Source organism: Pusillimonas noertemannii (assembly GCF_003096595.1).
Taxonomy (GTDB): Bacteria; Pseudomonadota; Gammaproteobacteria; order Burkholderiales; family Burkholderiaceae_B; genus Pusillimonas; species Pusillimonas noertemannii.
The window spans coordinates 523,955-550,630 of record NZ_QEKO01000001.1; the positions used below are offsets into that span (position 1 = coordinate 523,955).

25 protein-coding genes and 1 riboswitch are annotated in these 26,676 nt (G+C 64.7%); of the genes, 15 read left to right on the top strand and 10 right to left on the bottom strand.

Annotation, left to right across the window (positions count from 1 at the left end; genetic code table 11):
- The first annotated feature begins 165 nt into the window (after nt 1-165).
- On the top strand, nt 166-693 hold the full coding sequence (locus C7440_RS02440) for a hypothetical protein (RefSeq protein ID WP_133244247.1): 528 nt from the start codon (nt 166-168) through the stop codon (nt 691-693).
- Here C7440_RS02440 and C7440_RS20165 read toward each other — a convergent pair.
- Entirely contained in the window at nt 620-901 is a 282-nt protein-coding gene (locus tag C7440_RS20165; protein ID WP_083851319.1) for a response regulator transcription factor, read from the bottom strand. The genes C7440_RS02440 and C7440_RS20165 overlap by 74 nt on opposite strands.
- A gap of 183 nt (nt 902-1,084) precedes the next feature.
- Nucleotides 1,085-1,163, top strand: a riboswitch (SAM riboswitch).
- Here C7440_RS20165 and metX point away from each other — a divergent pair.
- The 5 genes from metX to C7440_RS02470 all read left to right on the top strand — a co-directional run bounded on the left by metX (nt 1,153) and on the right by C7440_RS02470 (nt 5,962).
- Nucleotides 1,153-2,418 carry a homoserine O-succinyltransferase MetX gene (gene metX / locus C7440_RS02450; RefSeq protein WP_116517348.1) on the top strand — a complete coding sequence of 422 codons (1,266 nt, stop codon included), beginning with the start codon at nt 1,153-1,155 and terminating at the stop codon, nt 2,416-2,418. It overlaps the preceding riboswitch by 11 nt.
- Complete coding sequence (gene metW, locus C7440_RS02455) at nt 2,415-3,089, top strand: methionine biosynthesis protein MetW (RefSeq protein ID WP_243410811.1); 675 nt, start codon at nt 2,415-2,417, stop codon at nt 3,087-3,089. The genes metX and metW overlap by 4 nt, the downstream gene beginning before the upstream one ends.
- Before the next feature lie 36 nt (nt 3,090-3,125).
- Nucleotides 3,126-4,370 (top strand): muropeptide transporter, encoded by a 1,245-nt coding sequence (locus tag C7440_RS02460; RefSeq protein ID WP_116517349.1) that lies wholly within the window; start codon nt 3,126-3,128, stop codon nt 4,368-4,370.
- Nucleotides 4,371-4,492: 122 nt separating this feature from the next.
- The gene (locus tag C7440_RS02465; RefSeq protein WP_116517350.1) at nt 4,493-5,275 is read left to right on the top strand and encodes an exodeoxyribonuclease III; all 783 of its coding nucleotides are present in this window, start codon (nt 4,493-4,495) and stop codon (nt 5,273-5,275) included.
- Nucleotides 5,276-5,383: 108 nt separating this feature from the next.
- A complete protein-coding gene (locus C7440_RS02470) occupies nt 5,384-5,962 on the top strand; it encodes a YceI family protein (protein ID WP_218940595.1) in 579 nt (192 codons plus the stop codon).
- A gap of 36 nt (nt 5,963-5,998) precedes the next feature.
- Here the strand turns inward: C7440_RS02470 and aqpZ are convergent, their stop codons facing one another.
- Together aqpZ and C7440_RS02480 are read right to left on the bottom strand one after the other, a co-directional pair.
- Entirely contained in the window at nt 5,999-6,739 is a 741-nt protein-coding gene (gene aqpZ / locus C7440_RS02475; protein ID WP_116517352.1) for an aquaporin Z, read from the bottom strand.
- Between the two features lie 194 nt (nt 6,740-6,933).
- On the bottom strand, nt 6,934-7,659 hold the full coding sequence (locus C7440_RS02480) for a hypothetical protein (protein ID WP_165832422.1): 726 nt from the start codon (nt 7,657-7,659) through the stop codon (nt 6,934-6,936).
- Nucleotides 7,660-7,820: 161 nt separating this feature from the next.
- On the opposite strand from C7440_RS02480, the gene C7440_RS02485 reads away from it, so the two are divergent.
- Nucleotides 7,821-9,200: a GGDEF domain-containing protein gene (locus tag C7440_RS02485; protein WP_116517354.1), complete on the top strand. Its 1,380-nt coding sequence runs from the start codon at nt 7,821-7,823 to the stop codon at nt 9,198-9,200.
- Between the two features lie 31 nt (nt 9,201-9,231).
- On the opposite strand, the gene C7440_RS02490 is transcribed toward C7440_RS02485, so the two are convergent.
- Entirely contained in the window at nt 9,232-10,209 is a 978-nt protein-coding gene (locus C7440_RS02490) for a methyltransferase (protein ID WP_116517355.1), read from the bottom strand.
- A gap of 141 nt (nt 10,210-10,350) precedes the next feature.
- Here C7440_RS02490 and C7440_RS02495 point away from each other — a divergent pair, with 141 nt between their 5' ends.
- Both C7440_RS02495 and pyrE read left to right on the top strand, forming a co-directional pair.
- Nucleotides 10,351-11,787 (top strand): iron-containing redox enzyme family protein, encoded by a 1,437-nt coding sequence (locus tag C7440_RS02495; RefSeq protein WP_207775369.1) that lies wholly within the window; start codon nt 10,351-10,353, stop codon nt 11,785-11,787.
- Nucleotides 11,788-11,913: 126 nt separating this feature from the next.
- Complete coding sequence (pyrE, locus tag C7440_RS02500; protein WP_116517356.1) at nt 11,914-12,588, top strand: orotate phosphoribosyltransferase; 675 nt, start codon at nt 11,914-11,916, stop codon at nt 12,586-12,588.
- 49 nt (nt 12,589-12,637) lie between these two features.
- Here the strand turns inward: pyrE and gatB are convergent, their stop codons facing one another.
- From gatB to gatC, 3 genes are read right to left on the bottom strand one after another with little or no spacing between them, the layout of a single operon-like run.
- Nucleotides 12,638-14,092 carry an Asp-tRNA(Asn)/Glu-tRNA(Gln) amidotransferase subunit GatB gene (gene gatB / locus C7440_RS02505; RefSeq protein WP_116517357.1) on the bottom strand — a complete coding sequence of 485 codons (1,455 nt, stop codon included), beginning with the start codon at nt 14,090-14,092 and terminating at the stop codon, nt 12,638-12,640.
- Nucleotides 14,092-15,624, bottom strand: a complete 1,533-nt coding sequence (gene gatA, locus C7440_RS02510) for an Asp-tRNA(Asn)/Glu-tRNA(Gln) amidotransferase subunit GatA (RefSeq protein ID WP_116517358.1) — start codon at nt 15,622-15,624, stop codon at nt 14,092-14,094. The genes gatB and gatA overlap by 1 nt, the downstream gene beginning before the upstream one ends.
- Nucleotides 15,625-15,627: 3 nt before the next feature.
- Entirely contained in the window at nt 15,628-15,933 is a 306-nt protein-coding gene (gene gatC / locus C7440_RS02515; RefSeq protein WP_017525310.1) for an Asp-tRNA(Asn)/Glu-tRNA(Gln) amidotransferase subunit GatC, read from the bottom strand.
- Between the two features lie 144 nt (nt 15,934-16,077).
- Between gatC and C7440_RS02520 the strand changes: the two genes are divergently transcribed.
- The 5 genes from C7440_RS02520 (at nt 16,078) to rodA (ending at nt 21,711) form a co-directional block, all read left to right on the top strand.
- Nucleotides 16,078-17,118, top strand: a complete 1,041-nt coding sequence (locus C7440_RS02520) for a rod shape-determining protein (protein ID WP_116517359.1) — start codon at nt 16,078-16,080, stop codon at nt 17,116-17,118.
- Between the two features lie 99 nt (nt 17,119-17,217).
- On the top strand, nt 17,218-18,105 hold the full coding sequence (mreC, locus tag C7440_RS02525) for a rod shape-determining protein MreC (protein ID WP_026068115.1): 888 nt from the start codon (nt 17,218-17,220) through the stop codon (nt 18,103-18,105).
- On the top strand, nt 18,083-18,667 hold the full coding sequence (gene mreD / locus C7440_RS02530) for a rod shape-determining protein MreD (protein ID WP_116517360.1): 585 nt from the start codon (nt 18,083-18,085) through the stop codon (nt 18,665-18,667). Before mreC ends, mreD begins: the two co-directional genes overlap by 23 nt.
- Nucleotides 18,668-18,685: 18 nt before the next feature.
- Entirely contained in the window at nt 18,686-20,578 is a 1,893-nt protein-coding gene (gene mrdA, locus C7440_RS02535) for a penicillin-binding protein 2 (RefSeq protein ID WP_017525314.1), read from the top strand.
- Nucleotides 20,575-21,711: a rod shape-determining protein RodA gene (gene rodA, locus C7440_RS02540; RefSeq protein ID WP_116517361.1), complete on the top strand. Its 1,137-nt coding sequence runs from the start codon at nt 20,575-20,577 to the stop codon at nt 21,709-21,711. Before mrdA ends, rodA begins: the two co-directional genes overlap by 4 nt.
- A gap of 958 nt (nt 21,712-22,669) precedes the next feature.
- On the opposite strand, the gene mutY is transcribed toward rodA, so the two are convergent.
- From mutY to C7440_RS02555, 3 genes are read right to left on the bottom strand one after another with little or no spacing between them, the layout of a single operon-like run.
- Nucleotides 22,670-23,773 carry an A/G-specific adenine glycosylase gene (gene mutY / locus C7440_RS02545; protein ID WP_116517362.1) on the bottom strand — a complete coding sequence of 368 codons (1,104 nt, stop codon included), beginning with the start codon at nt 23,771-23,773 and terminating at the stop codon, nt 22,670-22,672.
- Nucleotides 23,773-24,681, bottom strand: coding sequence for a cell division protein FtsX (locus C7440_RS02550; RefSeq protein ID WP_017525684.1), 909 nt, complete (start codon nt 24,679-24,681; stop codon nt 23,773-23,775). Before C7440_RS02550 ends, mutY begins: the two co-directional genes overlap by 1 nt.
- Nucleotides 24,678-25,349 carry a cell division ATP-binding protein FtsE gene (locus tag C7440_RS02555; protein ID WP_017525685.1) on the bottom strand — a complete coding sequence of 224 codons (672 nt, stop codon included), beginning with the start codon at nt 25,347-25,349 and terminating at the stop codon, nt 24,678-24,680. The genes C7440_RS02550 and C7440_RS02555 overlap by 4 nt, the downstream gene beginning before the upstream one ends.
- Before the next feature lie 144 nt (nt 25,350-25,493).
- On the opposite strand from C7440_RS02555, the gene C7440_RS02560 reads away from it, so the two are divergent.
- A complete protein-coding gene (locus tag C7440_RS02560; RefSeq protein ID WP_017525686.1) occupies nt 25,494-26,675 on the top strand; it encodes an amino acid ABC transporter permease in 1,182 nt (393 codons plus the stop codon).
- Nucleotide 26,676: the final 1 nt, after the last annotated feature.

Below are 26,676 nucleotides of genomic sequence, written 5' to 3' on the forward strand. Positions count from 1 at the left end.
GGGGCGATTTTACCCGAGCACCTGGGTCGCCTTGAAACGGCGGGCCGCGCGGCTCTGGGGCTTGTCCAGGGCTTGCGTCGAGGCTTCCCTTAAAATGCCCGGATGGCTTTATTGTCGGCGATTTTCGGCTCAAAGGCAGGAATTCGTCGCTGCGGGGTTTCAGGCATGCAAAAAAATCGAATGAGGCGGGTGTGGATCATGGCGGCGGCGCTTTCGCTGGCAATGGTGGCCGCCTGTTCGCCCGAATACAACTGGCGCGAAGTGTCCGTGGGCGGCGAGGCGGGCATGGTGCTGTTTCCCGACAAGCCGCGAAGCCAGCAGCGCAGCCTGGAATTCGCGGGCCACGAAGTGCAGTTCACGCTTACCACCGCCGACATCGGCGGCACTCTCTTTGCGGTGGGGCAGGCCCCATGGCCCGCCCCCATGCTGGCTGACGAAGCCATGCGGCAGGGCATGGGCAAAGAGGTGGTGGCTTCGCTGTACCGCAATCTGGGGCGCGAGGCGCCTGCCGAACTGCCCGGGTTCGGGCAGGTGTTCGAGGTGAGCGGCGATGCTTCGTCGGGCATGCGGCTTCGAGCCCAGGTCTGGGTAAGCGGGCACGGCCTGGTCGAGGGCATTGTCATGGGGCCTGCCGACGGCTTTCCTGAGGCGGCCGCCGGCGAGTTTCTTGCGTCGGTCGCGAAGGGGCGGTGAGCGACGGCCGGGCGGGCAGCAGGCCGGTTCGATATGCCATGGTGATGGCTGCCTGGCGGCCCCGTACCTGGAATTTGTCGCTGGCATTGCGAATATGGAAGTTGACGGTGCGCTCGGTTACGCCAAGAATCATGCCGATTTCCCAACTAGTCTTTCCCATCGCGGCCCAGTGCAGGCATTCGAGCTCGCGAGCCGTCAGCGGCTTCATTCGGTTTCCTCCGTTTGGCGGCCCAGCGTATCGCCAATCTTTTTATTGCTATAGATGATGGAATGTATCAAGTTTATGCAAGAGGGTAAATCCGGGGCGGACAAAAGTACGCTCTCTCGCCGCGGGGCCACCGGCCAGCCGGCGCGCACGCCTTGGGCCCTGCGCATGGTGCTAGAATAGAACGATGTTTGTGGCGCCGATTTGCCTGATCCGCTTGCGGGCGCCTGATAAATCCAGCTAAAGAGGTCCGTATGGTCCCGTTGCATACTTCTTCCGAAACCGACGCATCCGCAGCTTTCGCCCCGGCGCAGCCCAAGGCTGACCCGCGTGGCGCCATCCCGCCGGGGTCGGTCGGCCTGGTTTCCCCCAGCTTCATTGCCTTCGACGAACCGTTGCGGCTCAGCAGCGGCCAGGTATTGCCGCGCTACGAGCTTGCCGTCGAAACCTATGGCACGCTGAACGCCCAGCGCAACAACGCGGTGCTGATCTGCCATGCGCTCAATGCCTCGCACCATGTCGCGGGCATGTCGGCTGACAATCCCAAGGACGTCGGCTGGTGGGACAACATGGTCGGCCCGGGCAAGGCAGTGGATACCGACCGTTTCTTCGTTATCGGCGTCAACAACATCGGCTCGTGCTTTGGCTCCACCGGGCCGGCCAGCGTCAATCCCGACACCGGCAAGCCCTGGGGCGCGGCTTTTCCCATGCTTACGGTCAAAGACTGGGTGCTTGCCCAGGTTCGCCTGGCCGACCACTTCGGCATCGAGAAATTCGCCGCCGTGATGGGGGGCTCGCTGGGCGGCATGCAGGCTCTGGGCTGGGCCATTACCTGCCCCGAGCGCATAGGCCACTGCATCGTCATCGCCAGCACGCCGCGCCTGTCGGCCCAGAACATCGGCTTCAACGAGGTGGCTCGGCGAGCCATTATTTCAGACCCCGATTTCCATGGCGGCGATTACTACGCCCATGGCACGGTGCCCGCGAAAGGCCTGTCGGTGGCGCGCATGATCGGCCACATCACCTATCTTTCCGACGACGACATGGCGGCCAAGTTCGGACGCACGCAGCGCTCGCCGGCACAGAACGGCGAATACCACTACGGCTACGACGTTGAGTTCGAGGTCGAGTCCTATCTGCGCTACCAGGGCGAGAAATTCTCGACTTATTTCGACGCCAACACCTACCTGCTCATTACGCGCGCGCTCGATTATTTCGATCCTTCGCGCACCCATGGGGGCGACCTGGCCAAGGCGCTCGAAGTGGCAAGCGCCGAGTTCCTGCTGGTCTCCTTTAGCACCGACTGGCGCTTCCCGCCCTCCAGGTCGCGCGAAATCGTGCAGGCCCTGCTGAAGAACCAGACGCCGGTCACCTATGCCGAGATCGATGCGCCCCATGGGCACGACGCCTTCCTGCTCGAAGACCCGCGCTACCACGCGGTGGTGCAGGGTTATTACGACCGCATTGCGGCCCAGCTGGGCCTGCCCCAGCGCCAATCGGTGAACGGGGTGCTGGCATGAGCGAGACACGCAGGCTGTCCGCGCGCGAGGCCGTGCGCCGTGCCGACGAATTGTGGAGCCGGGCAAGCAGTCAGGCCCTGCGCCCCGACCTTGCCCGCATCGCAGGCTGGATAGACACCGAGAGCCGGGTGCTGGACCTGGGATGCGGCGACGGCACGCTGCTGGCCCATTTGCGCGACAAGAAAAGCGTGGACGGCGCGGGCGTCGAGTTCGACGACGCCCGGGTCATCAGCGCCGTGCGGCGTGGCGTCAGGGTCGTGCAGCAGAACCTCGAAGAAGGCCTGGCCCTGTTCGACGACCAGCAGTTCGATTCGGTGGTGCTTTCCCAGACGCTGCAGGCCATGCACCATACCGAGCACATCCTGCGCGAGATGGCGCGGGTGGCCCGCTACGGCATCGTATCGTTTCCCAACTTCGGCTATTGGCCCCACGGCTTTTCCATACTGCGCGGACGCATGCCCGTCACCGGCGAGATGCCCTACCAGTGGTACGACACGCCCAATATCCACTTGTGCACGCTCAAGGATTTCGAGGCGCTGGCGTCCAAGCTCGGGCTGCGCATCACGCACCTGGCTACTTTCAATGGCGGAAAAGAGGTAAAGTTCCTGGCGGGCTGGCGCAGCACGCTGGCCGTGTACCGCTTCGAATCGCCCATGGCGGCGAAGCCATAGCAAACAGACAAAACTCCGGGGACGACCATCGCTTCACTGACCAACGTCTATGCCAGCCCGCGCGTCATGCCGTTGCTGGTGCTGGGCTTTGCTAGCGGCCTGCCGCTTGCCCTGACCAGCGGCACCTTGCAGGCCTGGGCCACCGTCGCGGGCGTATCGCTGCAGAACATCGGCTTCCTTACCCTGGTGGGCACGGCCTACACGCTGAAGTTTCTTTGGGCTCCCCTGGTCGACCGCTACGCGCCTCCGTTTCTCGGACGCCGGCGCAGCTGGATGTTTTTCTGCCAGGTGCTGCTGGCCCTTTCCATCGCCTGCATGGGGCTTCTGTCGCCCGCGGAGAGCCTGGGCTGGCTGGCGTTGCTGGCGGTGCTGGTGGCCTTTCTGTCCGCCACCCAGGACATCGCCTTCGACGCCTACAGCACCGACGTGCTGCGCGATAGCGAGCGGGCGGCGGGCGCCGCCCTGAAGGTGCTGGGCTACAGGCTGGCCATGATCGTCTCGGGCGGCCTGGCGCTGGTGCTGGCGGGAACCTGGCTTGGATGGGAGCACACCTACATGCTCATGGGGGTGTTCATGCTGGTGTGCGCCGTGGCCACCCTGCTGGCCCCCGAGCCCGAGGTGGTGGCGCAGCCTCCGCGTACGCTGGGACAGGCCGTTGTCCAGCCCCTGGCCGAGTTCTTCAGTCGCCGCAGCGCCATCACGATCTTGCTGCTGATCGTGCTGTACAAGCTGGGCGATGCTTTCGCCGGGGCCTTGTCCACCACGTTCCTGCTGCGGGGCGCCGGCTTCAGCACAGAAGAGGTCGGCATGGTCAACAAGATATTCGGCCTGGCGGCAACGATCGTGGGCGCGCTGGCCGGCGGCGCGCTGATGTCGCGCATGGGGCTCTACCGGTCGCTGATGTGCTTCGGCCTGCTGCAGGCAGTGTCCAATTTCGGCTATTGGGTGCTGGCGGTCACACCACCCCACCTGTATTCCATGGCCGTGGTGGTGGGGGTCGAGAACATCTGCGGCGGGCTTGGCACCGCCGCCTTCGTGGCGTTGCTGATGGCCCTGTGCAATCAACGGTTCTCCGCTACCCAGTTTGCCCTGTTGTCGGCCCTGTCGGCGGTGGGGCGCACGTATCTGGCGGGGCCTCTGACGCCGCCGCTGGTCGAGAACCTGGGCTGGCCCACCTTCTTCATCCTTACCGTGCTGATAGCCGTGCCGGGCCTTGTGCTGCTATGGTGGAAGCGCCAGGACATCCGTCGCCTGGACGACAACGCCGAAGCGGCCGCCTGAGGGCCGCCTTCGCGGCGGGGCGGCACAATATGTGAATTTCGAAGGGCCTTGCGGGTCGCGGCGTTGCCGGCGACGGGCGCGAGCCGTTATCGTGTTTGTTTTCTTAGAATCTGGGTAATGCCATGCTGCGTGTAATTTCCGCCAATCTGAATGGAATCCGCTCTGCGACCAACAAGGGTTTCCTGCCCTGGGCGGCCGACCAGGGCGCCGACTTCATATGCCTGCAGGAACTCAAGGCCCAAGAGGCCAACATGACCCCCGACATGCTGGCGCTGCCCGGTTGTCGGGGCTATTTTCATTATGCCGAGAAAAAAGGATACAGCGGCGTCGGCGTCTATGCGCGCCACGAGCCCAAGGACGTGATCGTGGGGCTGGGCGTGCCCGAGATCGACGCCGAGGGCCGCTACCTGGAGCTGGTCTACGACAAACTGGCGCTCATTTCCCTTTACCTGCCCTCGGGCTCCAGCGGCGAACATCGCCAGACCGCCAAGTTCGCCTTCATGGAACATTTCTTCGGCCATCTGCACGACCTGGCGCAGCGCGGCTGCCAGGTGATACTTTGCGGCGATTGGAACATCGCCCACAAGGAAATCGACCTGAAGAACTGGAAAGGCAATCTCAAGAACAGCGGCTTTTTGCCTGAAGAGCGCGCCTGGCTGACCCGGGTCTTCGACGAGCTGGGCTGGGTCGACGTATATCGTTCCCTGTACCCCGAGGCGACGGGCGACGCCTACACATGGTGGAGCAACCGCGGCCAGGCCAGGGCAAAGAACGTGGGCTGGCGCATCGACTACCAGATCGCCACGCGCGACATCGCATCGGCGGCAAGGCAGGCGTCCATCTACAAAGAGCAGTGGTTCAGCGACCATGCCCCCCTGACCATCGATTACGACTGGAAGCTTTGATCCGCATCAAGGCGGCCTGCAATCGTTTATGCTGACAATAGCTTGAACGTTCCGGTGCGGTCGATGTCCGTCCGGGCAACCTTCGCCGCATCATGAACAGGAGCCATCATGAAAACCCTTGCCAGCATCCTTGCCGCGGCGGTCCTCGCCGCGGCCAACAGTGCGCAGGCTGCGCCCTTGCGCTACGAGGTCGAGCCCGACCACACCTTCGTCACCTTCGAAGTGACGCACTTCAACACCTCGACCGTGCGCGCGCGCTTCGACATCATCAAGGGGTTTGTAGAGCTCGACAGGCAGGCGAAAGAGGGCCGGGCCGATATAGCCATCGACGCATCCTCCATCAGTTCCGGCGTGCCGAACTTCGACAAGCATCTGAAAAGCGGTGATTTCTTCGACGTGGCAAAGCACCCCGAGGCCAGATTCACCAGCACGGCGTTCAAGTTCGAGGGCGATGCGCTGAAGTCGGTCGAGGGTGAATTGACGCTGCTGGGCCAGACGCATCCGGTCACGCTCGCGGGCAAGCGCTTCAACTGCTACGACCAGCCAGTACTGAAGGCGCCCGTATGCGGAGGCGATTTCGAAGCCACCATCAAGCGCAGCCAATGGGGCATGAACTGGGGCATCGACATGGGCGTGCCCGACGACGTGCGGCTATTGATACAGATCGAGGCCGTCCAGCAGCAATAGATCCGGCGGCCCCGAACCGCCCCGGCGATGGCGCGCTTACGCCGTCGCCGCGTCTTGCTGGCGTGGGCTGGCTGACGTGTCGCCCTGAGGTTCGCACAGGCAGCGATACAGCACCCCGCCGATTATTCCGCCCACGATCGGGGCGAGCCAGAACAGCCACAGCTGGTCCAGCGCCCAGTCGCCCACGATCAGCGCCGGTCCGGTGCTTCGCGCGGGGTTGACCGAGGTATTGGTTACCGGAATGGAGATCAGGTGGATCAGGGTCAGGCACAGGCCTATGGCGATGGGCGCGAAGCCGGCCGGAGCGCGCCTGTCGGTCGCTCCCATGATCACGAACAGGAAGGCCGCGGTCAGCACGATCTCGATGACCAGGGCCGACACCAGCGGATAACCTCCGGGCGAGTGCTCGCCGAAGCCGTTTGCGGCCAGGCCGCCCGCAAGGCTGAAGCCCTCCTGGCCGCTTGCAACGATGTAGACGACGGCCGCGGCAATGGCGGCGCCCACGACCTGGGCGATGATGTAGGCGGGCAGATCCCTGGGGTTGAAGCGCCCCCCGGCCGCCAGGCCGATGGAGACGGCGGGGTTCAGGTGGCAGCCCGATATGTGGCCGATTGCATAGGCCATGGTCAGGACGGTCAGGCCGAATGCCAGGGCGACCCCGGCAAAGCCTATGCCCAGTTCGGGAAATCCGGCGGCCAGCACGGCGCTGCCGCAGCCCCCCAGTACCAGCCAGAATGTGCCGATCAGCTCGGCCAGCGTGCGTTTTGTCAGGCTCATGATTGTCTCGCGTGTGATTGATGCGGATGGTGGGAAGGCCGCAGCCTCGAGGCCTTGGTGGCGATCCGAAGCGATTCTATGCACGCAAGCGGGCCGATCGGGCCTGCCGGCCCTTGAAATTGACAGTATTTGACATGAGCGGCGCGCTTGGGCGTCTTCGAGACAGGAAACGCGCCGTTATGGCGATGGGGATTTCAGCGCACCGGCAGGAAATTGAAGAACAGCAGGCCCTGCATGTAATTGATGCCCACGCGGCGTATGTTCTCGTCCAGCAAATTGGCCACCAGGTCGAGCCGGCCGACCAGTTGGCCGAATTCGCGCTCGAAGCTGAGGTTGGCGGCGTCGTCCGAGATTTCGTTGGCCAGCAGCAGCGGCTGGCCTTGTTCATTGCGGCGGCTGGCCAGCAGCCATGCCGCGATCTCGACGTTGCGGGCGGCGTTGTACACCAGCCGCGCGTCCAGCACGTCGGAAACATAGAAGCGCGTCTTGCCGCCGTGCGACTGGATGATCATGTCGGCCAGGCCCAGTACGAAGGCGGCGACGCGATCGCCTTGATACTGGGGGTCGAGCGCCACCGACAATATCTGGATGTCGCGCAGGCCCTGCAGGCCCGGGGGAGTTTGGCCGGATTCTATCGCCTGGCGGCCTTGCCGAACGGCCGTGTCCAGGTCGGGGGCGCCTGTCTTGCGCCATTCGCGCGGGTTGCGGCGATATAATTTCTCGAGCAGGCGAGACAGGCTGTCGAGGTTGTCGCGCATGGCGATGGTAACCGTTCTGTTGAAGTCGGTCTGGGCCAGCTGGTCAAGCGTCATGTCTTCCGCGTCGGGGCCCTGGCCACGCGTTACGGGCACGGGGCCCGTGCAGGCGGCCAATCCCAGGCCCATAATCAAGATCGTCAGCGCAAGCCGGCTATGATTCATTCGCTTCTGTTTTAATCCATGCTTTATTCGGCGGGGCGCCAGGCCGGGCGTCGTCCGATCCTGCCGCTCATGACTTTATCAGAAAACCGGCGGCGGCCCGCTCTCCCTCGTCAGCCGCGCGGGGCAGGCACCGGCCAGGCTATCCAATCAGGAATCGATCTATGTTCAGCTTTTCCTCCGAGCAGCTTGCCCTGGAGTGGCAGGGCCTGCTTCAGCGCTTTCCGCTCGACCTCGTCGAGCGGGTTGGAGGGGTGGCCGCGCGCCACCAGACTGCGCTTGCCGACCATTTCTACGCTTGCCTGCTCGCCGACTCTGCCGCTTCCAAGCTGATCTCGCACGAACAGGTAAAGACCAGCCTGCACAACTCTCTGTGCGCCTGGATTGCAAGGGTGTTTGCCGTGCGCGCCGGCGACGACCTCAAGCCCCTGGTGGCGCAGCAAAAACATGTCGGCCAGGTGCACGCCCGCATCGACGTGCCCGTGCACCTTGTATTGCGCGGCGCCCGGCACCTGAAAGAACGGTTCGTGCAGTTCATCCATGACGACCACGTTTTCGGCCAGGCCGAACGGCTGCAGGCCGCCACGCTGGTGCACCTGGTGGTAGACCTGACCATGGAGATCATGGGCCAGACCTATTCCAGCTCGCACGACCGCTACAGCCGCACCCAGGAGGCCTACAGGCTGTTCGCGGTGGTGCAGAACGTGGCTTCCGAACGGCAGCGGCAGCGCGCCGCCCTGCTCGACTGGGAAAACAAGCTGATGTTCGACCTGGCGGTGGGCCAGACCGCGGTGCTGCTGCCGCGCATCGGGGCGAGCGAATTCGGCCTGTGGTTCCGGCACAAGGGGGCGCACGCCTTCGCGGGCATGGACGAAGTAGAGAAGATACTCAAGGCGATGAAGGCCGTCGATGAAACGCTGATCCCGGGCTTCAGCCGCCAGGACGACACGCCCATGGAGCGTTCGACACGCCTGCGCGAGCTGCGCAGCCTCTCTCAGGCCATAGGCCTGGGGCTCGAGGCGATGTTCCGCCAGACCAACGAGCTTGAAGCGGGGCGCGACGCCCTTACCCGCCTGCTGAATCGCAAGTTCCTGCCGGTGGTGTTGTCCAAGGAGCTTGCCTACGCCCGCCAGCACGACACCAATTTTGCCCTTCTGGCGCTCGACGTCGACCACTTCAAGAGCATCAATGACACTCATGGCCACGAGGCGGGCGACCTGGTCCTGCAGCAGCTGGCCGTCCTGCTCAGCAACAACAGCCGCGCGGGCGACTACATATTCCGCCTGGGCGGCGAAGAGTTCCTGATGCTGCTGGTCGACCTGGATGAAGAGTCGGCGCTGCGGGTGGCCGAGAACGTGCGCGAGGCCGTGGCCAACGAGCCGTTCGACCTGCCCCGAGAGCGCAAGCTGTCGCTTACGCTAAGCATCGGCGTGGCAATGTACGACGGCCATCCCGATTACCAGCAGATAATGCGGCGGGCCGACCAAGCCTTGTACCGCGCCAAGCAAGAGGGGCGGAATCGCGTGGCCATGGCTCGCGATTAGGCAAGCGGCCCAGCCGTCCCACGCCCGTCGTTCACCGGCGCGGGGCCATGGGCGCGTCGACCTGCAGCAGCACCGCCGCGATTCTTTCGGTGTCGCGGTAGGCGGGGTTGTCCAGTTCTTCGCCGAACACATCCGGGTCGAGTTCCCGATAGCGCCACTGCCAGGTGCCGGGCGTGTCGTCGAGCACGCGCCTGGCCGCCTGCAGAAAAGTGTCGCGTCCCTCTACGAAGGCCGCGCCGGTGTACAGCAGCATGGTGCCGCTTGGCGCCAGGCGGGGCAGCGCGGCCGCCAGCATGGCCGCCGCAAGTTCCTGTCCATGGCTGCCTCCGCCGTGCCGGTAGGCGCGCTGCATCGCGTCGTTCAGATAAGGGGGGTTGGCGACGATAAGGTCGAATACGCCTTCGGCGCCGCATAGCATGTCGCTCTGGCAGGCCGCGACGTTGCCTGCCCCGGCAATGGCCGCGTTTACCCGGGTGAGCCGCAAGGCCGATGCGTTGATGTCGCCGGCCCATACCTGGGCGGCCGGCCTGGCCAGGGCGATGTTCAAGGCCCCCGCACCGGTTCCGCAGCCGATGTCGAAGGCGCGGGATACGGGCGCCTGCCGGTCGTGCAGATGGCGCTGGATGGCCCCGACGAAGCGGTAGGTGTCGGGGCCGAAGAAAACGGCGTCCGCCTCGGTGGTGGGATAGGCCGAATGCCAGTAAAGCTGGTCGTCCAGCGAAGAAAGGCGCAGGCGGCTTTGCCAGCCGCCATCCACCTCGGAAAGGATTCCGGCCCGCTGCATCAGCGTGAAGATTTCCGCCGGCAGCACGCCCGCCCTGAAGGGCCTGCTCCACCCCAGCGCCCCGCGCAGATCGCTTGCCCATTCGTGGCCGGGACGGGAATTTACCCGCCGGTGCGTGGCCGGAGTGGGGGTGACGAAGCGATAGCCCAGTTCGCGCGCGGAAAGCGCCAGGCGAAGCAGGGCATGGCCGGTGTCGTCTGGCGTGGCGCTGGGGTCAGGCTGCATGCTGCGGCTCGCTTGTCGGGGCAGAGACGTCAACATAGCATGCTTGCAGAGGCTGCACAAAGCCGCCGGGGCCGCGCCGGCATGGGCATGCCGATTGCTGAGTCAGGGCATTAGCCTACCAGGCGAACGGAGTACGGAACGATGTCAGCGCTACCGATGTATCACGCCGAGCAGGCCACTACGAAAACCGCCCAAAACGAAGCGGGCATACGCAGTTTGTACGACGAGCTGTACCAAAACATGCCGCAGGCCGGCCGGGCGTCGCGCGCTTATCTGGAGGCTTGCCTGGACCAGGCCGCGGGTCTGCCCTGCGACTTGCCCGCGCACACGAACGGGCTGGAAGAATGGGTGGCAAGACGGCACGACGCCGTGGGCCAGCAGTACCTGGATTATCTTGCCGGCCGGCAGGCGGGAGCGCCGCGGCGCTACTTCGGCAATCGTTCCCACGCGCTGTATTTCCTTCAGGGCGTGGCACCCACCAAGTTCGTCGACGGCTCATGGCTGTACGGCCTGCTGGCGCAGTGGCACGACAACCGCTACCGCAACCTCATTCGCATCTACCTGGAAGAGCTGGGCGAGGGCAGGGCCGAAGACAACCACGTGGCCATGTACCGCAGGCTGCTGGCGGCGAGCGGATGCGAGCACGTGCGGCCGCTGTCCGACGAACATTATGCGCAGGGGGCCATCCAGTTGAGCCTGGCCCGCAACGCGGCCCATTTCCTGCCCGAAGTCATCGGATTCAACCTGGGCTATGAGCAACTGCCGCTGCATTTGCTGATCACCACGCACGAGCTGAAGGAACTGGGCGTCGACTCTTACTACTTTCAGGTCCACGTCACCGTCGACAATGCGGGCACCGGCCATGCGCGCAAGGCGCTCGAGTCGGTGCGCGGGCTGTGCCCGCCCGGCGACGAGCAGAATTATTACAACCGTGTCCGTCGTGGCTATTGCCTGAACGACCTGGGCGTGGGCACCGTCCAGGTCATCGAATCGTTCGATCTCGAGGCCGAGCTTACGCGCGTGCTGGCGGAAAAGAGCGTGCATGGCCGGCACATGCACTCGGATTATTGCAAGGTGGCGGGCCGGACGGTCAATGACTGGCTGAGCAATCCGAGCGATGTTTCCCGCTTCCTGCGCGAGCTCGAGCGCAACGGCTGGATCCGGCGGCATCGCGACCCTGCGCAGAGCCGCTTCTGGCGCCTGATCGATGGCGAGGGGGCCGACATGTTCGGGGTGTTCAGCGGCTACGAGCGCCAACTGATGCACGACTGGATTTCGGGCGACTGGCAGGCGGGGGCTCGTCCGCATGCAGGGGCCACGCCGGGCGAAGAAAGAGACCGCCGGCGGGCCGAAAGGCTGGCACGCCGCTCGCTGCGCGCCGGAGAGGCGGCCTTGCCTTCGACGCCGCCGGGGGATTTCGGCGCCGAAATGCGCCGCTTCGAAGAAGAGATCATGCAGGCGGGCAACAGGCGCGAGGCCATGGACAGGCTGGCCGGCATGATGAGCCCGGCCGGCCACCATACGCCCGTGGGCCTGATGGCCACGCGCATGTTCGGCAGCATGCTCGACCTGGCTTAGGCCGGCCCGGCCTCGGGCATCCGGCGCCTTATACACCCGCCCTAAGAAACAAAATGGGCGGGCCGTTTCGTGGTCTTGCGGTTTATGTTCGATAATATGGCTTTTCCAGTATCTTTCAGTTGAGTCATGGCCGACACCAATTCCCGCACCGACTTCGTTCGTTTTTCACTAGAGCAGGGCGTATTGCGCTTTGGCCAGTTCAAGGTCAAGTCAGGGCGAATCAGCCCGTACTTTTTCAATGCGGGCCTGTTCAACTCGGGTTCTTCCGTCGGCCGGCTGGCCGGTTTTTATGCTGAAGCCCTGGTGAAGTCGGGGATCGAGTTCGACATGCTGTTCGGCCCCGCCTACAAGGGCATTCCCCTGGCAACGGCCACGGCGGTGGCGCTGGCCGACCATCCGTCCACGGCCGATCGCAACATTCCCTTCGCATTCAATCGCAAAGAAGCCAAAGACCATGGCGAGGGCGGCGTGCTGGTAGGGGCGCCCTTGCAGGGCCGGGTGGTGATCATCGACGACGTGATCACTGCGGGCACGTCGGTGCGCGAGTCGGTCCAGATCATCCGGCATTCGGGCGCGCAGCCCGCGGCGGTGCTCATTGCGCTTGACCGCATGGAGCGCGCCGGCGCGGACGATGCCCTGTCCACTCATTCGGCGGTGCAGGACGTTGCCAAAACCTATGGCATACCGGTGGTAAGCATCGCCTCGCTCAGCGACATCATGGCGCTGATGGACGGCGATGCCCAGTTCGGCGAGCATCGCGATGCGGTCGCGGCCTACCGCGACAAGTACGGCGTCAGCTAGGGCCTGCAGGCTATAGGGCCGGGGCCGGCCTGTCGGCCGGCTGGCGCGGTCAGCCCAGCTTTTCCTTCAGCAGCTGGTTCACCTGCTGGGGGTTGGCCTTGCCCTTGGCGGCCTTCATGATCTGGCCCACCAGCGAATTGAAGGCCTTGTCCTTGCCCGCCCGGTATTGTTCGACGATGGCGGGGTTGGCGGCCAGCACTTCGTCGATCATCGAGCCGATGGCGCCGCTGTCGCTGATCTGCTTCAGGCCGCGCGCCTCGATGATGGCGTCGGGGTCGCCGTCGTGCTCGCCGGCCCACATGGCGGCGAACACGTCGCGCGCGATCTTGTTCGAGACGGTACCGTCGATGATGCGGGCAATCAGGGCCGCCAGCGAGGCGGGAGCCACGCGGCTTTGCGCGATGTCGATCTCGTCGCGATTGAGGCTGGCCGACAGTTCGCCCAGTATCCAGTTGGCGGCCAGCTTGGCCTGGCCCTGGGGTAGTTGCGCGGCGGCCTGTTCGAAGTAATCGGCATAGGCGCGATCCATCGTCAGTTGCGCGGCATCGTAGGGGGTCAGGCCCAGTTCGGTTTCGAAGCGCTGGCGCTTGGCGCCGGGCAGCTCGGGCAGCTCGGCCCTGACGCGCTCGACCCAGTCGGCCGTGATGGCCAGCGGGGGCAGGTCGGGGTCGGGAAAGTAGCGATAGTCGTCCGAGTCTTCCTTGCTGCGCATGCTGCGTGTTTCGTCGCGATCGGCGTCATACAGGCGGGTTTCCTGCCGTACGGTGCCGCCGTCCTCGATAAGCTCGATCTGCCTGCGGGCCTCGTACTGGATGGCCCGCTCAAGAAAGCGGAAGGAGTTGAGGTTCTTGATTTCGCAGCGTGTGCCGAACTCGGCCTGGCCCTTGGGCCGCACCGACACGTTGGCGTCGCAGCGGAACGAGCCCTCTTGCATGTTGCCGTCGCAGATGCCCAGCCACATCACCAGGCCGTGCAGGGTGCGCGCATAGGCCACGGCTTCGGCGGCGGAGCGCATCTCGGGCTCGGAAACGATTTCGAGCAGGGGGGTGCCGGCCCGGTTCAGGTCGATGCCGGTCGACGATTCGCCGTGGGGGCCGGTGAAATTCTCGTGCAGCGACTTGCCGGCGTCTTCTTCCAGGTGGGCGCGTGTGAGATTGACCGTATGCTCTTGGTCGCCCACGAAAAAGCGCAGCGAGCCTCCTTGCACCACAGGCAGCTCGAACTGGCTGATCTGGTAGTTCTTGGGCAGGTCGGGGTAGAAGTAGTTTTTACGGGCGAAGACCGAGCGCGGAGCGATGTGGGCCCCGATGGCCAGCCCGAAGCGGATGGCGCACTCGACCGCGCCCCGGTTGAGCACGGGCAGGCTGCCGGGCAGCGCCATGTCGATTTCGTTGGCCTGCGTATTGGGCGCCGCGCCAAAGCGCGTGCTGCTGCTGGAGAATATCTTTGATTCGGTGGCGAGCTGGGTGTGGGTCTCAAGCCCGATGACGATTTCCCATTCCATCATTGCTGTTCCGGTTTACGTTGATGCCAGTCGGTCGCCTGCTGGAAGCGGTCGGCGATGGCCAGCAACTGGCCTTCGCGGAAATAGTCGCCGATAAGCTGCAGGCCGATGGGCAGGGGCTTTGCAGAGCTGCTGAAGCCGCAGGGAATGGACATGGCGGGCAGGCCCGCCAGGCTGACCCCAAGGGTGTAGACGTCGGCCAGCCAGTCGGCGGTGGGGTCGTCGCGGTTTTCGCCGATGCGCTTGGCGACCGAGGGCGTGACCGGCCCCATGATGACGTCGCAATGGTCGGCGAAGGCCTGCTGGAAGTCTTGCGCGATAAGGCGCCGGATACGCTGGGCCTGCAGGTAGTAGGCGTCGTAGTAGCCGTGGCACAGCACATAGGTGCCCACCAGGATGCGGCGCAGGACCTCGGGGCCGAAGCCCTCGGCGCGCGAGCGGCTGGTCATGTCGGCCAGGTCACCGTAAGAGGCGGTTCGGTGGCCGTAGCGCACGCCGTCGTAGCGCGACAGGTTGCTCGAGGCCTCGGCCGGCGCGATCACATAATAGGCGGGAATGGACAGCTTGGTGCGCGGCAGCGAGATCTCGACGCGGCGTGCACCCAACGATTCATAGGTTTGCAGTGCCGACTCGACGGCCTGGGCCACCTCGGGCGACAGCCCTTCGTTGAAGAACTCGGCCGGTACGCCGATGCGCAGGCCCTGCAGCGGCTTGGCGCCCCCTTCTTGCTGCGCGGCCACAGCCGCGTCGAATTGGGCGCGGACGCGGCCGGACTGGTTGGCCGCCCCATCGCAATCGGGCAGGCTGGTGGCGTCGCGCTGGTCGAAGGCACTGATGGGGTCGAGCAGTTCGAGCAGGTCGCGGGCGTGGCGGGCCAGCGGGCCGGCCTGGTCGAGGCTGGAGCCGAAGGCCACCATGCCGAAGCGCGACACGGTGCCGTAGGTGGGCTTGATGCCGCTGACGCCGCACAGGGCCGCCGGCTGGCGTACCGAACCGCCGGTATCGGTGCCGGTGGCGGCCATGACCAGGCCGGCCGCCACGGCCGCCGCCGAGCCACCCGACGAGCCGCCGGGTACGGCATCGGCGTCCCAGGGGTTGCGGGCGGGGCCGAAGGCCGAGTTCTCGTTGCCCGAACCCATGGCGAATTCGTCGCAATTGAGCTTGCCCAGCGAGACGGCGCCGGCCTGTTCCAGCAGCGAGACCACGGTGGCGTCGAAGGGGCTTGTGTAGTCGGCCAGCATCTTGCTGGCCGCGGTGGTGCGCCAGCCCCGTGTGACGAAGACGTCTTTGTGGGCGATGGGGATGCCGGTAAGGCTGCCGCCCCGGCCCTGGCCCAGCAAGTCGTCGGCGGCCCGCGCCTGGGCGCGGGTCAGTTCGGCATCGACGTGCAGGAAGGCGTTGAGGCCTGATTGGGCCTGGATGGCATCCAGGGCGCTGTCGGCAAGCTCGAGGGCGCTGACCTTGCCCTGGCGCAGCGCAGCGCCCAGGGCTTCGATGGAATCGAATTCGGTGTGCAAAGGCATGGTGGACATGTTTTATTCGATGACCGTGGGCACAAGGAAAAGCCCCTGGGCCGTGGCGGGCGCGTTGGCCATGAGGGCCGAGCGCTGTGTTTCATTGCCGGGCTCGGCCTTGTCTTCGCGCAGGCGCAGGCTGATTTCCTGGTGTGCCGAAAGAGGGTGGGCCATGGGCTCGACGCCCTGGGTGTCGACGGCCTGCAGCTGTTCGATCAGGCCGAGTATGCCGTTGAGCTCGCGGCGGGTTCGCTCGGCGTCTTGGGGCGAGAGGGCAATGCGCGCCAGATGGGCGATGCGGGCGACGTCTTGGTCGGTGATAGCCATGAAAAGGATCTGAGCTTACTTCTTACTTAACTGTAAGAGGAGGATAAATGACTGCTAACTTCGGTAAATTATAAGTTATCATTAAAAGCTTAGCCGTCATTGGCCAGCCGGCCCCGTATTCCAATCTTTTCAGACCCCTAGCACATGTTCGGATTTCTGCGCAGCTACTTTTCCAGCGATATGGCGATCGACCTGGGTACCGCCAACACGCTCATTTACGTCCGAGGCAAGGGCATCGTGCTTGACGAGCCGTCTGTGGTGGCCATCAGGCACGACGGCAGCGCCAGCGGCAAGAAGATCATCCAGGCCGTGGGCCGCGAGGCCAAGCAGATGCTGGGCCGGGTGCCGGGCAACATCGAGGCCATCCGCCCCATGAAAGACGGCGTCATCGCCGACTTTACCGTTACCGAGCAGATGCTCAAGCAGTTCATCCGCATGGTGCACCCGCGCAGCATGTTCGCGCCCAGCCCGCGCATCATCGTCTGCGTGCCCTGCGGCTCGACCCAGGTCGAGCGCCGCGCCATCCGCGAATCGGCCCTGGGCGCCGGCGCCAGCCAGGTCTTCCTCATCGAAGAGCCCATGGCCGCCGCCATCGGCGCCGGCCTGGCCGTCTCCGACGCCAGCGGCTCCATGGTGGTCGACATTGGCGGCGGCACCACCGAGGTCGCGGTCATATCGCTGGGCGGCATGGTGTACAAGGGCTCGGTGCGGGTCGGTGGCGACAAATTCGACGAAGCCATCATCAATTACATACGCCGCAACTACGGCATGCTCATCGGCGAACCCACGGCCGAACTCATCAAGAAGGAAATCGGCTCGGCCTTCCCGGGCGCCGAAATCCGCGAGATCGAGGTCAAGGGCCGCAATCTTTCCGAAGGCGTGCCGCGCAGCTTCACGGTTTCCTCCAACGAAATCCTCGAGTCCCTCACCGATCCGCTCAACCAGATCGTCTCGGCGGTCAAAACCGCGCTCGAGCAGACTCCGCCCGAACTCGGCGCCGACATCACCGACAAGGGCATTGCCCTTACCGGCGGCGCATTGCTGCGCGACCTCGACCGCCTGCTCCAGGAAGAAACCGGCCTGCCCGTGGTCGTGGCCGACGACCCGCTTACCTGCGTCGTGCGCGGCTGCGGCGAGGCCCTCGAGCATCTTGAAAGGCTCGGCACCGTTTTCATTTACGATTGACGCGGCATGCCCCGGCCTGGCGCCCGGGGCAGGGCGGACTTTTTTAGCGTTGACAGGCCCCCGGCCGCCGGGCGTGTTTCCAGGCAAGCGCGATAGACAATGCAAGAACAAGGGACGATCAGGCTATTCAAGCGTGGGCCGACCGCGGAGCTCCGCTTGTTCCTCTTTGTAGTCATGTCCCTGGCGCTGCTCATCGTCGATGCCCGCTGGCGTGTGCTGGATCCGGCCCGCGAGGTCGTGTCGGTGGGCCTTTATCCCTTCCAGCGGGCCGTCATGGTGCCGCGCGACCTCATTGCCACCGTCAGCGACTGGACCGATGCCGCCTCGGTGGCGCGCACCGAAAAAGAGGCGTTGCAGCGCCAGCGCATCGAGCTGGCCCAGATCGCCACCCATGCCGCCCAGTTGTCGGCCGAGAACCAGCAGTTGCGCCGCCTGCTCAGCGTGGCCGACATGGTGGTCCAGCCTTCGGTTGCGGTCGAGGTCCTGTACGAGCCGCCCAATGCATTCACCCGCCACCTGGTTTTCGACAAGGGCCGCAACAGCGGCATCCTTCCAGGCATGCCCGTCATCGACGAGGGGGGCGTGGTCGGCCAGATCGTACGGGTCACGCCATTCACGTCCGAGGCGGCCTTGCTGACTGACGACAAGGTTTCCATTCCGGTGCAGGTGCTGCGCAATGGCCTGCGCCTGATCGCATTCGGCGGCCATCCCGGCGGCAAGGTCGAGGTGCGCTACCTGACCAACGACTCCGACATCGAGCCCGGCGACGTGCTGGTCACCAGCGGGGTCGGCGGCCTGTTCCCCGCGGGCCTGTCCGTGGCCCGGGTGGATGAAATCCAGCGTGACAGCGCATCGGGGTTCTCGATGGCGGTCGCCACGCCGCTGTCCCACCCTGAACGTTATCGCCATTTCCTGGTGCTGAGGGTCGAATCCAGCCACCCGGATCTTGCACAGGACCATTCCGATGAATCAGCACCGTCCGAATAATTCGCGGGCGGCCCTTCCCGTCCAGCGCCGATCGTCGCTCAGCTCGCTCGAGCCCATCGACGTCACGCCCTTCCGGCGTCCTTCGGGGTGGCTGTTCATCTGGTCGACCATCCTGGTGGTGTGGCTGATCTCGCTGCTGCCCTGGCGCCTGTGGCAGCCGGCGCCCGACCTGCTGCTGCTGGTCATACTTTTCTGGTGCCTGAATGAGCCGCGCCGCATCGGACTGACCACGGCCTTTGTGTTCGGCCTGTTGATGGACGTGCACGACGCCGGCCTTCTGGGCGAGCAGGCATTGAACTATGTGCTGGCCGCCTACGGGGCCATCATACTCACGCGGCGCCTGCAGCGCTTCAGCGCCCTGGCGCAGGCGGTGCACATGCTGCCGGTGGTCGTGGTTTCCGAAGCCGTGACGCGCATCATCCATGCCTGGCTGGCAGGCGAATGGACAGGCTGGGCATGGCTGTGGTCGGCGCTGTTCACGGTGGCGTTGTGGCCCTTGGCCGACATCCTTCTTCATCTACCGCAGCGGCGTCAGGACGAGATCGACGCCGGTGCGGGCTAGCGTCCCGCCACGCAAGCCATGTTCGAGTACAAAAGAACCACCCTGCATCAGAAGCGCCGCATACTGCTGCGCATCTGGGTCGCGGGCATCTTTGCCCTGGCCTGCTTCCTGGGGCTGGTCGGGCGCTTGTGGTATCTGCAGGTCGAGCGCTACGAGGGCTTTGCGGCCCGGGCCGACCAGAACCGCATCGCGGTCGTACCCGTTCCGCCCCGGCGGGGGGAGATACTGGACCGCAACGGCGTGGTGCTGGCCCGAAACTATCGCGACTACACCCTCGAGGTGGTGCCGGCCAATGTCAAGGACATGGATGCGCTGCTTGAAGAACTCAGCCCCATCGTCTACATCAGCGCCTACCAGCGGCGGCGCTTCGAGCAGGCGCTGAACCAGTCGGGCCGCTACGCCAGCGTCATCCTGCGCAACAACCTCAGCGACATCGAGGCCTCATGGTTCGCGGCCCATGCCTACAAGTTCCCGGGCGTCGAGCTCAAGGCGCGCTGGGTGCGCGAGTATCCGCAAGGAACTTCCGCTGCCCACGTGCTCGGCTTCGTCGGCCGGATCTCCGAGGCGGACATGAACCGGCTCGAAGAAAGCGGCGACCTCGGCAATTATCGGGGTACCAGCACCATCGGCAAAAAGGGCATCGAAAAAACCTGGGAGCAGACACTGCACGGCAAGACCGGCGTTGAGGAAGTCGAGGTTACCGCCTCGGGCCGGCCGGTGCGCACGCTGCAGCGCACCGACCCGGTGCCGGGCTCCGACCTGAGGCTGTCGCTGGACATCGGCCTGCAGAAAATCGCCGAGGCCCAGTTCGAGGGCAAGCGCGGCGCCCTGGTCGCCATCGAGCCGGGCACGGGCGAAGTGCTTGCCTTCGTCTCCGCGCCCTCGTTCGACCCCAATCTTTTCGTCGACGGCATCGACGTCGACAGCTGGCGCGAGCTGAACGAATCGCCCGACTATCCGCTGATCAACCGGCCGCTGTACAGCACGTATCCGATCGGCTCCACCTACAAGCCCTTTGTAGCGCTGGCCGCGCTCGAGCTGGGCGTGCGCTCGGCCAGCCTGCGCATTGCCGACCCCGGCTATTACGAACTGGGCGGGCAGAAGTTTCGAAATGCGGGCGGCGCGGCCTACGGCTCGACCGACATGCACCGCGCCATCGTGGTGTCGTCCGATACCTATTTCTATTCCCTGGGCCCCGAGATCGGCGTCGATGCGCTGCACGATTTCAGCAAGCAATTCGGCTTCGGGCAATTGACCGGCATCGATCTCGATGGCGAAAAGCGCGGCGTCCTGCCTTCCACCGACTGGAAGCGCCGCAACTATCGCAAGCCCGAGCAGCAGCGCTGGTACGCGGGCGAGTCGGTATCCGTTGCCGTGGGCCAGGGCTACAACGCCTTCACCCTGCTGCAGCTGGCCCAGGCTACCGCGGTGCTGGCCGACGGCGGCCGCTATATCGAGCCCCACCTTGTCAGCAAGATACGCAACCCCGAAACAGGCAAAGCCGTTTCCACCCCCATCGAGCCGTCGCACGTCATCGATCTCAAGCCCGAGAACCTCAAGGTCGTGCGCGACGCCATGGTCGACGTCCTCAAGTCGGGCACGGCGCGCCGGGCCTTTGCCGGCACCAGCTACCAGGCCGCCGGCAAGACCGGCACGGCGCAGGTCTTCAGTTTGCGCGGCGCCAAGTACAACGCGGCGGAAATCGACGAGCGCCTGCGCGACCATGCCCTGTTCATGGCCTACGCGCCCGTGGAGAATCCACGCATCGCACTCGCCCTCATCGTCGAGAACGGTGGCTGGGGCTCGACCGAGGCCGCGCCCATCGCGCGCACGGTCTTCGACTACTGGCTCGACCCCGAGCGGGTGGCCGAGCGCGAACGGCTCATTGCCCGCGTGAAGGACGGCTCATGAAGATATTGGCCCAAGCCGCGCTGAAGGCCCTGAGAAGCCTCGACTGGCCCTTGCTGGCGATATTGGTGCTGATGACCCTGCTGGGGCTCACGGTAATGCATTCGGCGGTGGGCGGAACGGATTGGCGTTTTGCCGACCAGTCGCGGCATTTCCTGCTGGCCTTCTTCGTGTTGTGGATTGTGGCCGTGATTCCCCTGCCGCGACTGATGCAGCTGGCACCCTGGTTCTACAGCATAGGGGTGGTGCTGTTGCTGGGGGTGGAGTTTTTCGGCGAAACCAGCAAAGGCGCCACCCGCTGGCTGGACCTGGGCATCGTGCGCATACAGCCCTCCGAGATGATGAAGATAGCGGTGCCCATGATGCTGGCCTGGTACTTTCATCGCCACCAGGGCAAGATCGGCATACTCGATTTCCTGGCCGCGGCGTTCCTGCTGGCGGTGCCTTTTGCGCTCATCGTGCTTCAGCCCGACCTGGGCACGGCATTGCTGGTTTTCGCTTCGGGCTTTTGCGTTATTTATTTCGGCGGGCTTTCGTTCAAGCTGCTCACGCCCGTATTCCTGGCGGTGGTCGTTGTGCTGGGCACGGTGGTCTACTACGAAGACCAGATCTGCCAGCCGGAAGTCGACTGGGTAGTGCTGCACGACTACCAGAAGCATAGGGTGTGCACATTGCTCAACCCGGGCTCCGATCCCCTGGGCAAGGGCTTCCATACCATCCAGTCGATGATCGCGATCGGCTCGGGCGGCATCTACGGCAAGGGCTATATGCAGGGCACGCAGTCCCACCTCAATTTCATTCCCGAACGCACGACCGATTTCATTTTCGCGGTCTATGCGGAAGAGTTCGGCTTGTATGGGGGGATCATGCTGCTGGTGCTGTACGGGCTGCTGATCCTCCGGGGCCTGGCGATTGCGGTTCGTGCCCATACGCAGTTCGGGCGGCTGCTGGCAGGGTCGATGGCGATGATGTTCTTTGTCTATGTGTTCGTGAACATGGGGATGGTAATGGGCATACTGCCGGTGGTGGGGGTGCCGTTGCCTTTCATGAGCTACGGGGGGACGGCTTTGCTGACGCTGGGGATCGCCTGCGGGATCTTGATGAATATCAGTACTTATCGGCCGGTTCGGCGGTAACGCTGCTTGATTTGTTTTGGGGCTGCTTCTGTGCTGCCCTGTTCGTTTCTGGCCTGTTTCTGATTCTGAGCGTGAGCAGCCTGTTCGGGTTTCGTTCCTGATTCATGCTTGGTTGCGGGGGTGTCGGTTCTTTAAACCCATTCCCGGGTTTGGCTGCGACGATGTTGGCTTTAAACCCGTTCCTGCGCTGCGGGGTATGTCTGTTCCGGACGGAGGCAGTCGGCCCTTCGGGCCCGCCTGTCCGCATCCTCCGGGCCTTCGCCCTCCGTTCTGCGGCGCCTGGCTCGACAGCCAACGCCCGGCCCAGACACACCCCGCATCACAGGAACTGCATCGGGGTGAATACACGGCCGGCTTGCGAGGCGCGCGTGTCGGGGTTGTCTCTTGTGTGGATGTATTCAGCCCCCTATAGGTAGGGAACCTCAACGGATAGGCGAGTGGTGGCGAGCAGCTCAAAAGCCATGGCGCACGCACCAAAGCACCACGATTTGAAGGCTAAAAAGCCATGCTGAAAAGATAGCGCGACAATCCAAGAGACTCTGGAATGCCGCAAATCAAGACTCTGTGAGGCGCGCCGCGGGGCCGTATTTTGGGCGACGTTGAGCAAGCCGAGCGGCGCCTTGTTTTTGGGGAGGCAAGCGAGCGCCTGTTTGAGCGGGCAAGCTTGGCGCAGCATGCTGCGCCGCCCGCGAGTTCGCGAGCGCCCCAAAAACAAGGTGATGCGAGGGCAGCCGGCAAAGCCGGCCGCAGCTCTCCGGCGCCCAAAATACGGCCCCGCGGCGCGCCGGTTTAAAACCCAAATTAATAAGCGTTCAATCTCAAAGCACGCCGGTTTAAAAACCCAAATTACAAGCGCTCAATCTCAAAGCGTGCCGCCTTAAAGACCCAAATACGGCCTTCCGATTTAGAAGGCATCGGCTTAAAGACCCAAATACAACCTTCCAACCAGCAAACAAAATCAAAAAGAACGAAGCAAATCGTCCTGGCCATACAGGCCATCAAGAATCTTGCGCACCGGCGCCGGCAGCGCGGCCTGGGTTAGCTGGGATGTAGGCAGCCAGACATGGTCCGCCTCGGGCTCCATGACTCGGGAGCCGTCCCAGACCACCAGCCAGGGCTCGATGTGCAGCTTGAAATGCGTGAACGTATGCGAAAGCCCCGCCATCCTCTGCTCTGGCGCCAGAGACAGCCCCCAACGAGCACAGGCCTCTTCCAGCTGCCCCGCCGTATCGAACTGCGGCAGGCTCAGCAGGCCGCCCCAGATTCCCGACGAAGGCCTCTGATGCAGCAGGATCGAGCCTGAATGTTCAAGAATCAATACCGCGCATTGGCGCTCTGCCTGCTGCTTGCGGCGCTTGGGCGTCGGAAGCTCGTGCTGGCGGCCCTGGGCCCGCGCCTGGCAGCCCGCGGCCAGCGGGCAGGCCTCGCAGGCCGGGCGGCTGCGCGTGCAAACCCCCGAGCCCAGGTCCATCAGACCCTGCGTGTAGGCGCTCATGTCCAGGTCCGCGGGCGCCGCCTGAACGACCTGTTCCGCCGTTTGCCACAGCAGCTGTTCCACCGCCCGAGTCGACGTCTCGCCCTCGATGCCGAAATAGCGCGTGAAGACGCGCTTCACGTTGCCGTCCATGATCGGGCTGCGCTCGCCATACGCAAAGGCCGCGATCGCCGCCGCCGTCGAGCGGCCTATCCCCGGCAGCGTCATGATCTCCGCCGCCTGGCGCGGGAATTTCCCTTCCCATGACTCGCACAGGACCTGCGCACAGCGATGCAGATTGCGGGCGCGGGCGTAGTAGCCCAGGCCCGCCCAGTAGGGCATGACCTCGTCCTGGCTGGCCTGGGCCAGCGAGCGTATCGTCGGAAAGCGCTGCAGGAAGCGTTCGTAGTAGCCGATGACCGTCGCCACCTGCGTCTGCTGCAGCATGATCTCTGAAAGCCAGATCCTGTATGGGTCGGTAGTGCCTTGCCAGGGCAGGCCGTGCCGGCCATGCGTGCCTTGCCATTGCACGACGACGGAAGCGAAGCCGGCCAGTCCGGCCGGCGCGGAGGAAACCGGTGCGGGCATCAGAAGCGTGTATTGCGAGTGACCGACCAGCGGGCCGAGAGCGCGCCCAGAATGGCGACCACCACCACCGCCAGCGCCAGGCTGACCGCATCGGGAAGCCGCAGGGCCAGGCTGGTGCCGTAGCTTTGCGCCAGGCGGGCCAGCGCCGTATTGAGCGGCATCAGGGCAAAATAGGCCAGTGCGATGGCCGCCAGCCCCGCGGTAAGCCCCGTAAGCGCGCCCAGATACAGAAAAGGCCTGCGCACAAAGGATTCGGTTGCGCCCACCAGGCGGGCCACGCCGATTTCTTCGCGCTGGGTCAGGGCCTGCATGCGCACCGTGTTGAAGACCGTGGCCAGCACCACCAGCGCCACACCGATGGCCAGCAGCACCAGGCCGATGCGGGCAAAGCGAAGTATGGCTTCCAGGCGCTGCACCCAGGCGCTGTCGTGCTGCACCAGGTCGACCTGCTGCCATTGGCGCCATTGCGTGGCCAGTGTGTCGGCGTGGCGGGCAAGGTCGGGATGCTCGTGCAGCGTGACCACCACCGCGTCGGGCAGCGGGTTGCTGGGCAGGGCGGCCAGGGCTTGGGCCCAGTTGGGGTTCGCGCGAAGCTTTGCCATGGCCTCGTCGCGCTTTACCACCTTGACCGAGGCGACGTCGTCGGCAAAATCGGCCTTCAGCCGCTGTGCAATGCCGGCGCTGGCGTCGGCATCGGCGCTGGGCGAAAGGAAGATGGTCATCTCGGGTGAAACCGACAGTTGCCGCGCCACGGGCTGCGCCGTGATCAATATGGAAGCGCCCAGTATGGGCACGGTAAGCGTCAGCGCGATGACCAGCAGATTGGCCAGCGACGAAAAGGGCTGCGCCAGCAGCCGGCGCACCGACACCGCGATGGCATAGCGATGTTGCCTGAGCCAGCGCCTCATGCCGCTACCCCCTTTACGTCGTTGAACCTGCCGTGGTCTATCAGGAAGGTGCGCGAAGCATACGACGCCATGAGGCGGCGGTCGTGCGAGGCAATGAGCGTAGTGACCCCCACGCGGTTGAAGTCCTTGAAGACGTCCATGATGCGCCGGGCCGTTTCCTGGTCGAGATTGGCCGTGGGCTCGTCGACGATGAGGATGGCCGGGCGGTTGACGATGGCGCGCGCGATGGCCAGGCGCTGCTGCTCGCCGCCCGAAAGCTCGACCGGGTTCATGTCTTCCTTGCCCGAAAGGCCTACCTTCTCGATGGCGGCGCGTGCGCGGGTATAGGCCAGGCTGTTTTCCAGGCCGATCACCTTAAGGGGCAGCAGGACGTTCTCGATGGCGTTGCGGTCAAACAGCAGATGGGTGTCTTGCAAGATGATGCCCACTGCCCGCCGCAGGTAAGGGCGGGCCCTGGAGGGCATTTTGTCGATGCGCTGGTTGTTGACGGCGATGGAGCCGCGGCTGGGGGGCTCGAGGCCGCCGATGAGCTTGAGCAGCGTGGACTTGCCCGCGCCCGAAGGGCCCGACACAAAGATGAATTCGCCGGGGTCCACGCGGAAGTTGATGTCCGAGAGAATGTTTCGGCCTCGTCCGTAGGATTTGAACACGTGCTGGAATTCGATCATGGTGGCGGCGTTGGCGGGCCTGGATAGCGCTCGAATGGTTCTGACTGATGGATATGATATCTTGCCTGAGAATTGTATCGAATGGGCGCGGCCTTGTTTAAAACTGTTAACAGCGCCTCGGCCCGTCAAAACCAGAACGTTGCGATGAAGAGCAGAACGGTTTCGAACTCTCAGCGCGGCCCGGCGCGCCCGGCCGCCGGGCCGCGCTGGCGGCCGATTCTTTACCAGGCCTTGTTGCTTGGCGCCGTGGGCCTGCTTGCATGGTTCCTGGTGGCCAACACGCTTGCCAACCTGCAGGCCCGCAATATCTCCACGGGCTTCGGCTTCCTGCGCGACGAGGCGGGCTTTGCCATCGGTGAGTCGATGCTGGCGTTCTCGCCCACCGACAGCTACGGCCGGGCATTGCTGATAGGCGTGCTGAACACCTTGCGCGTCGCGGCGATCGGCATCGTGGCCGCCACCCTTCTTGGCGTCTTGCTGGGCATCGCGCGCCTGTCGCGCAACTGGCTCGTGTCGGGCGCAGCCGGCGCCTACATCGAGGCCATGCGCAACATTCCGCTGCTGCTGCACCTCTTCTTCTGGTACGCCCTCATTACCGAGACCATGCCCGGGCCGCGCCAGGCGCTCAACCCCTTGCCGGGCGTCCATCTGTCGAACCGGGGGCTTGCCGTGCCATGGTTCGAGGGCGGCGTGCCTCTCTTGGCCTGGCTTGCATTCCTGGCCCTTGCCGCCTGCATCGCCTATCTGTGTTGTTCCGAGCGCGGTGCGCGCTGGCGCGGCCGCCGCCCCCTGCTTGCCTGGGCGCCCGCCCTTGCCCTGCTTGTCCTGTTGCTGGCGGCATGGTTTGCAGGCCACGGGGAGCTTCATTGGCAGGTGCCCCGGCTGAAGGGCTTCAATTTCCAGGGGGGCGCCACCCTCAGTCCCGAGTTTGCCGCCTTGTTGATCGGTCTGGTGCTGTACACCTCGGCCTTCGTGGCCGAGGTCGTGCGTTCGGGCATCCAGGCCATAGGCCGGGGCCAGCGGGATGCCGCGCGGGCGCTGGGGCTTGCGCCTTCCCAGGTGCTGCGACTGGTCGTGCTGCCCCAGGCGCTGCGTGTCATCGTGCCGCCCATGACCAGCCAGTATCTGAATCTCACAAAAAACAGCTCGCTGGCCGTGGCCATCGGCTACCCGGACATCGTCTCCATCGCCAATACCACCCTGAACCAGACGGGCCAGGCCATAGAGGGCGTCCTCATCATCATGGCCGCCTACCTGACCGTCAGCCTGTCCATCTCGGTGCTGATGAACTGGTACAACCGGCGCATTGCGCTGGTGGAGCGCTGAC

Coding starts and splice junctions, on each gene's coding strand:
- C7440_RS02440 (WP_133244247.1), top strand. CDS start 166: ATGCAAAAAAATCGAATGAGGCGGGTGTGGATCATGGCGGCGGCGCTT.
- C7440_RS20165 (WP_083851319.1), bottom strand. CDS start 901: ATGAAGCCGCTGACGGCTCGCGAGCTCGAATGCCTGCACTGGGCCGCG.
- metX (WP_116517348.1), top strand. CDS start 1,153: ATGGTCCCGTTGCATACTTCTTCCGAAACCGACGCATCCGCAGCTTTC.
- metW (WP_243410811.1), top strand. CDS start 2,415: ATGAGCGAGACACGCAGGCTGTCCGCGCGCGAGGCCGTGCGCCGTGCC.
- C7440_RS02465 (WP_116517350.1), top strand. CDS start 4,493: ATGCTGCGTGTAATTTCCGCCAATCTGAATGGAATCCGCTCTGCGACC.
- C7440_RS02470 (WP_218940595.1), top strand. CDS start 5,384: ATGAAAACCCTTGCCAGCATCCTTGCCGCGGCGGTCCTCGCCGCGGCC.
- aqpZ (WP_116517352.1), bottom strand. CDS start 6,739: ATGAGCCTGACAAAACGCACGCTGGCCGAGCTGATCGGCACATTCTGG.
- C7440_RS02480 (WP_165832422.1), bottom strand. CDS start 7,659: ATGAATCATAGCCGGCTTGCGCTGACGATCTTGATTATGGGCCTGGGA.
- C7440_RS02485 (WP_116517354.1), top strand. CDS start 7,821: ATGTTCAGCTTTTCCTCCGAGCAGCTTGCCCTGGAGTGGCAGGGCCTG.
- C7440_RS02490 (WP_116517355.1), bottom strand. CDS start 10,209: ATGCAGCCTGACCCCAGCGCCACGCCAGACGACACCGGCCATGCCCTG.
- C7440_RS02495 (WP_207775369.1), top strand. CDS start 10,351: ATGTCAGCGCTACCGATGTATCACGCCGAGCAGGCCACTACGAAAACC.
- pyrE (WP_116517356.1), top strand. CDS start 11,914: ATGGCCGACACCAATTCCCGCACCGACTTCGTTCGTTTTTCACTAGAG.
- gatB (WP_116517357.1), bottom strand. CDS start 14,092: ATGGAATGGGAAATCGTCATCGGGCTTGAGACCCACACCCAGCTCGCC.
- gatA (WP_116517358.1), bottom strand. CDS start 15,624: ATGTCCACCATGCCTTTGCACACCGAATTCGATTCCATCGAAGCCCTG.
- gatC (WP_017525310.1), bottom strand. CDS start 15,933: ATGGCTATCACCGACCAAGACGTCGCCCGCATCGCCCATCTGGCGCGC.
- C7440_RS02520 (WP_116517359.1), top strand. CDS start 16,078: ATGTTCGGATTTCTGCGCAGCTACTTTTCCAGCGATATGGCGATCGAC.
- mreC (WP_026068115.1), top strand. CDS start 17,218: ATGCAAGAACAAGGGACGATCAGGCTATTCAAGCGTGGGCCGACCGCG.
- mreD (WP_116517360.1), top strand. CDS start 18,083: ATGAATCAGCACCGTCCGAATAATTCGCGGGCGGCCCTTCCCGTCCAG.
- mrdA (WP_017525314.1), top strand. CDS start 18,686: ATGTTCGAGTACAAAAGAACCACCCTGCATCAGAAGCGCCGCATACTG.
- rodA (WP_116517361.1), top strand. CDS start 20,575: ATGAAGATATTGGCCCAAGCCGCGCTGAAGGCCCTGAGAAGCCTCGAC.
- mutY (WP_116517362.1), bottom strand. CDS start 23,773: ATGCCCGCACCGGTTTCCTCCGCGCCGGCCGGACTGGCCGGCTTCGCT.
- C7440_RS02550 (WP_017525684.1), bottom strand. CDS start 24,681: ATGAGGCGCTGGCTCAGGCAACATCGCTATGCCATCGCGGTGTCGGTG.
- C7440_RS02555 (WP_017525685.1), bottom strand. CDS start 25,349: ATGATCGAATTCCAGCACGTGTTCAAATCCTACGGACGAGGCCGAAAC.
- C7440_RS02560 (WP_017525686.1), top strand. CDS start 25,494: ATGAAGAGCAGAACGGTTTCGAACTCTCAGCGCGGCCCGGCGCGCCCG.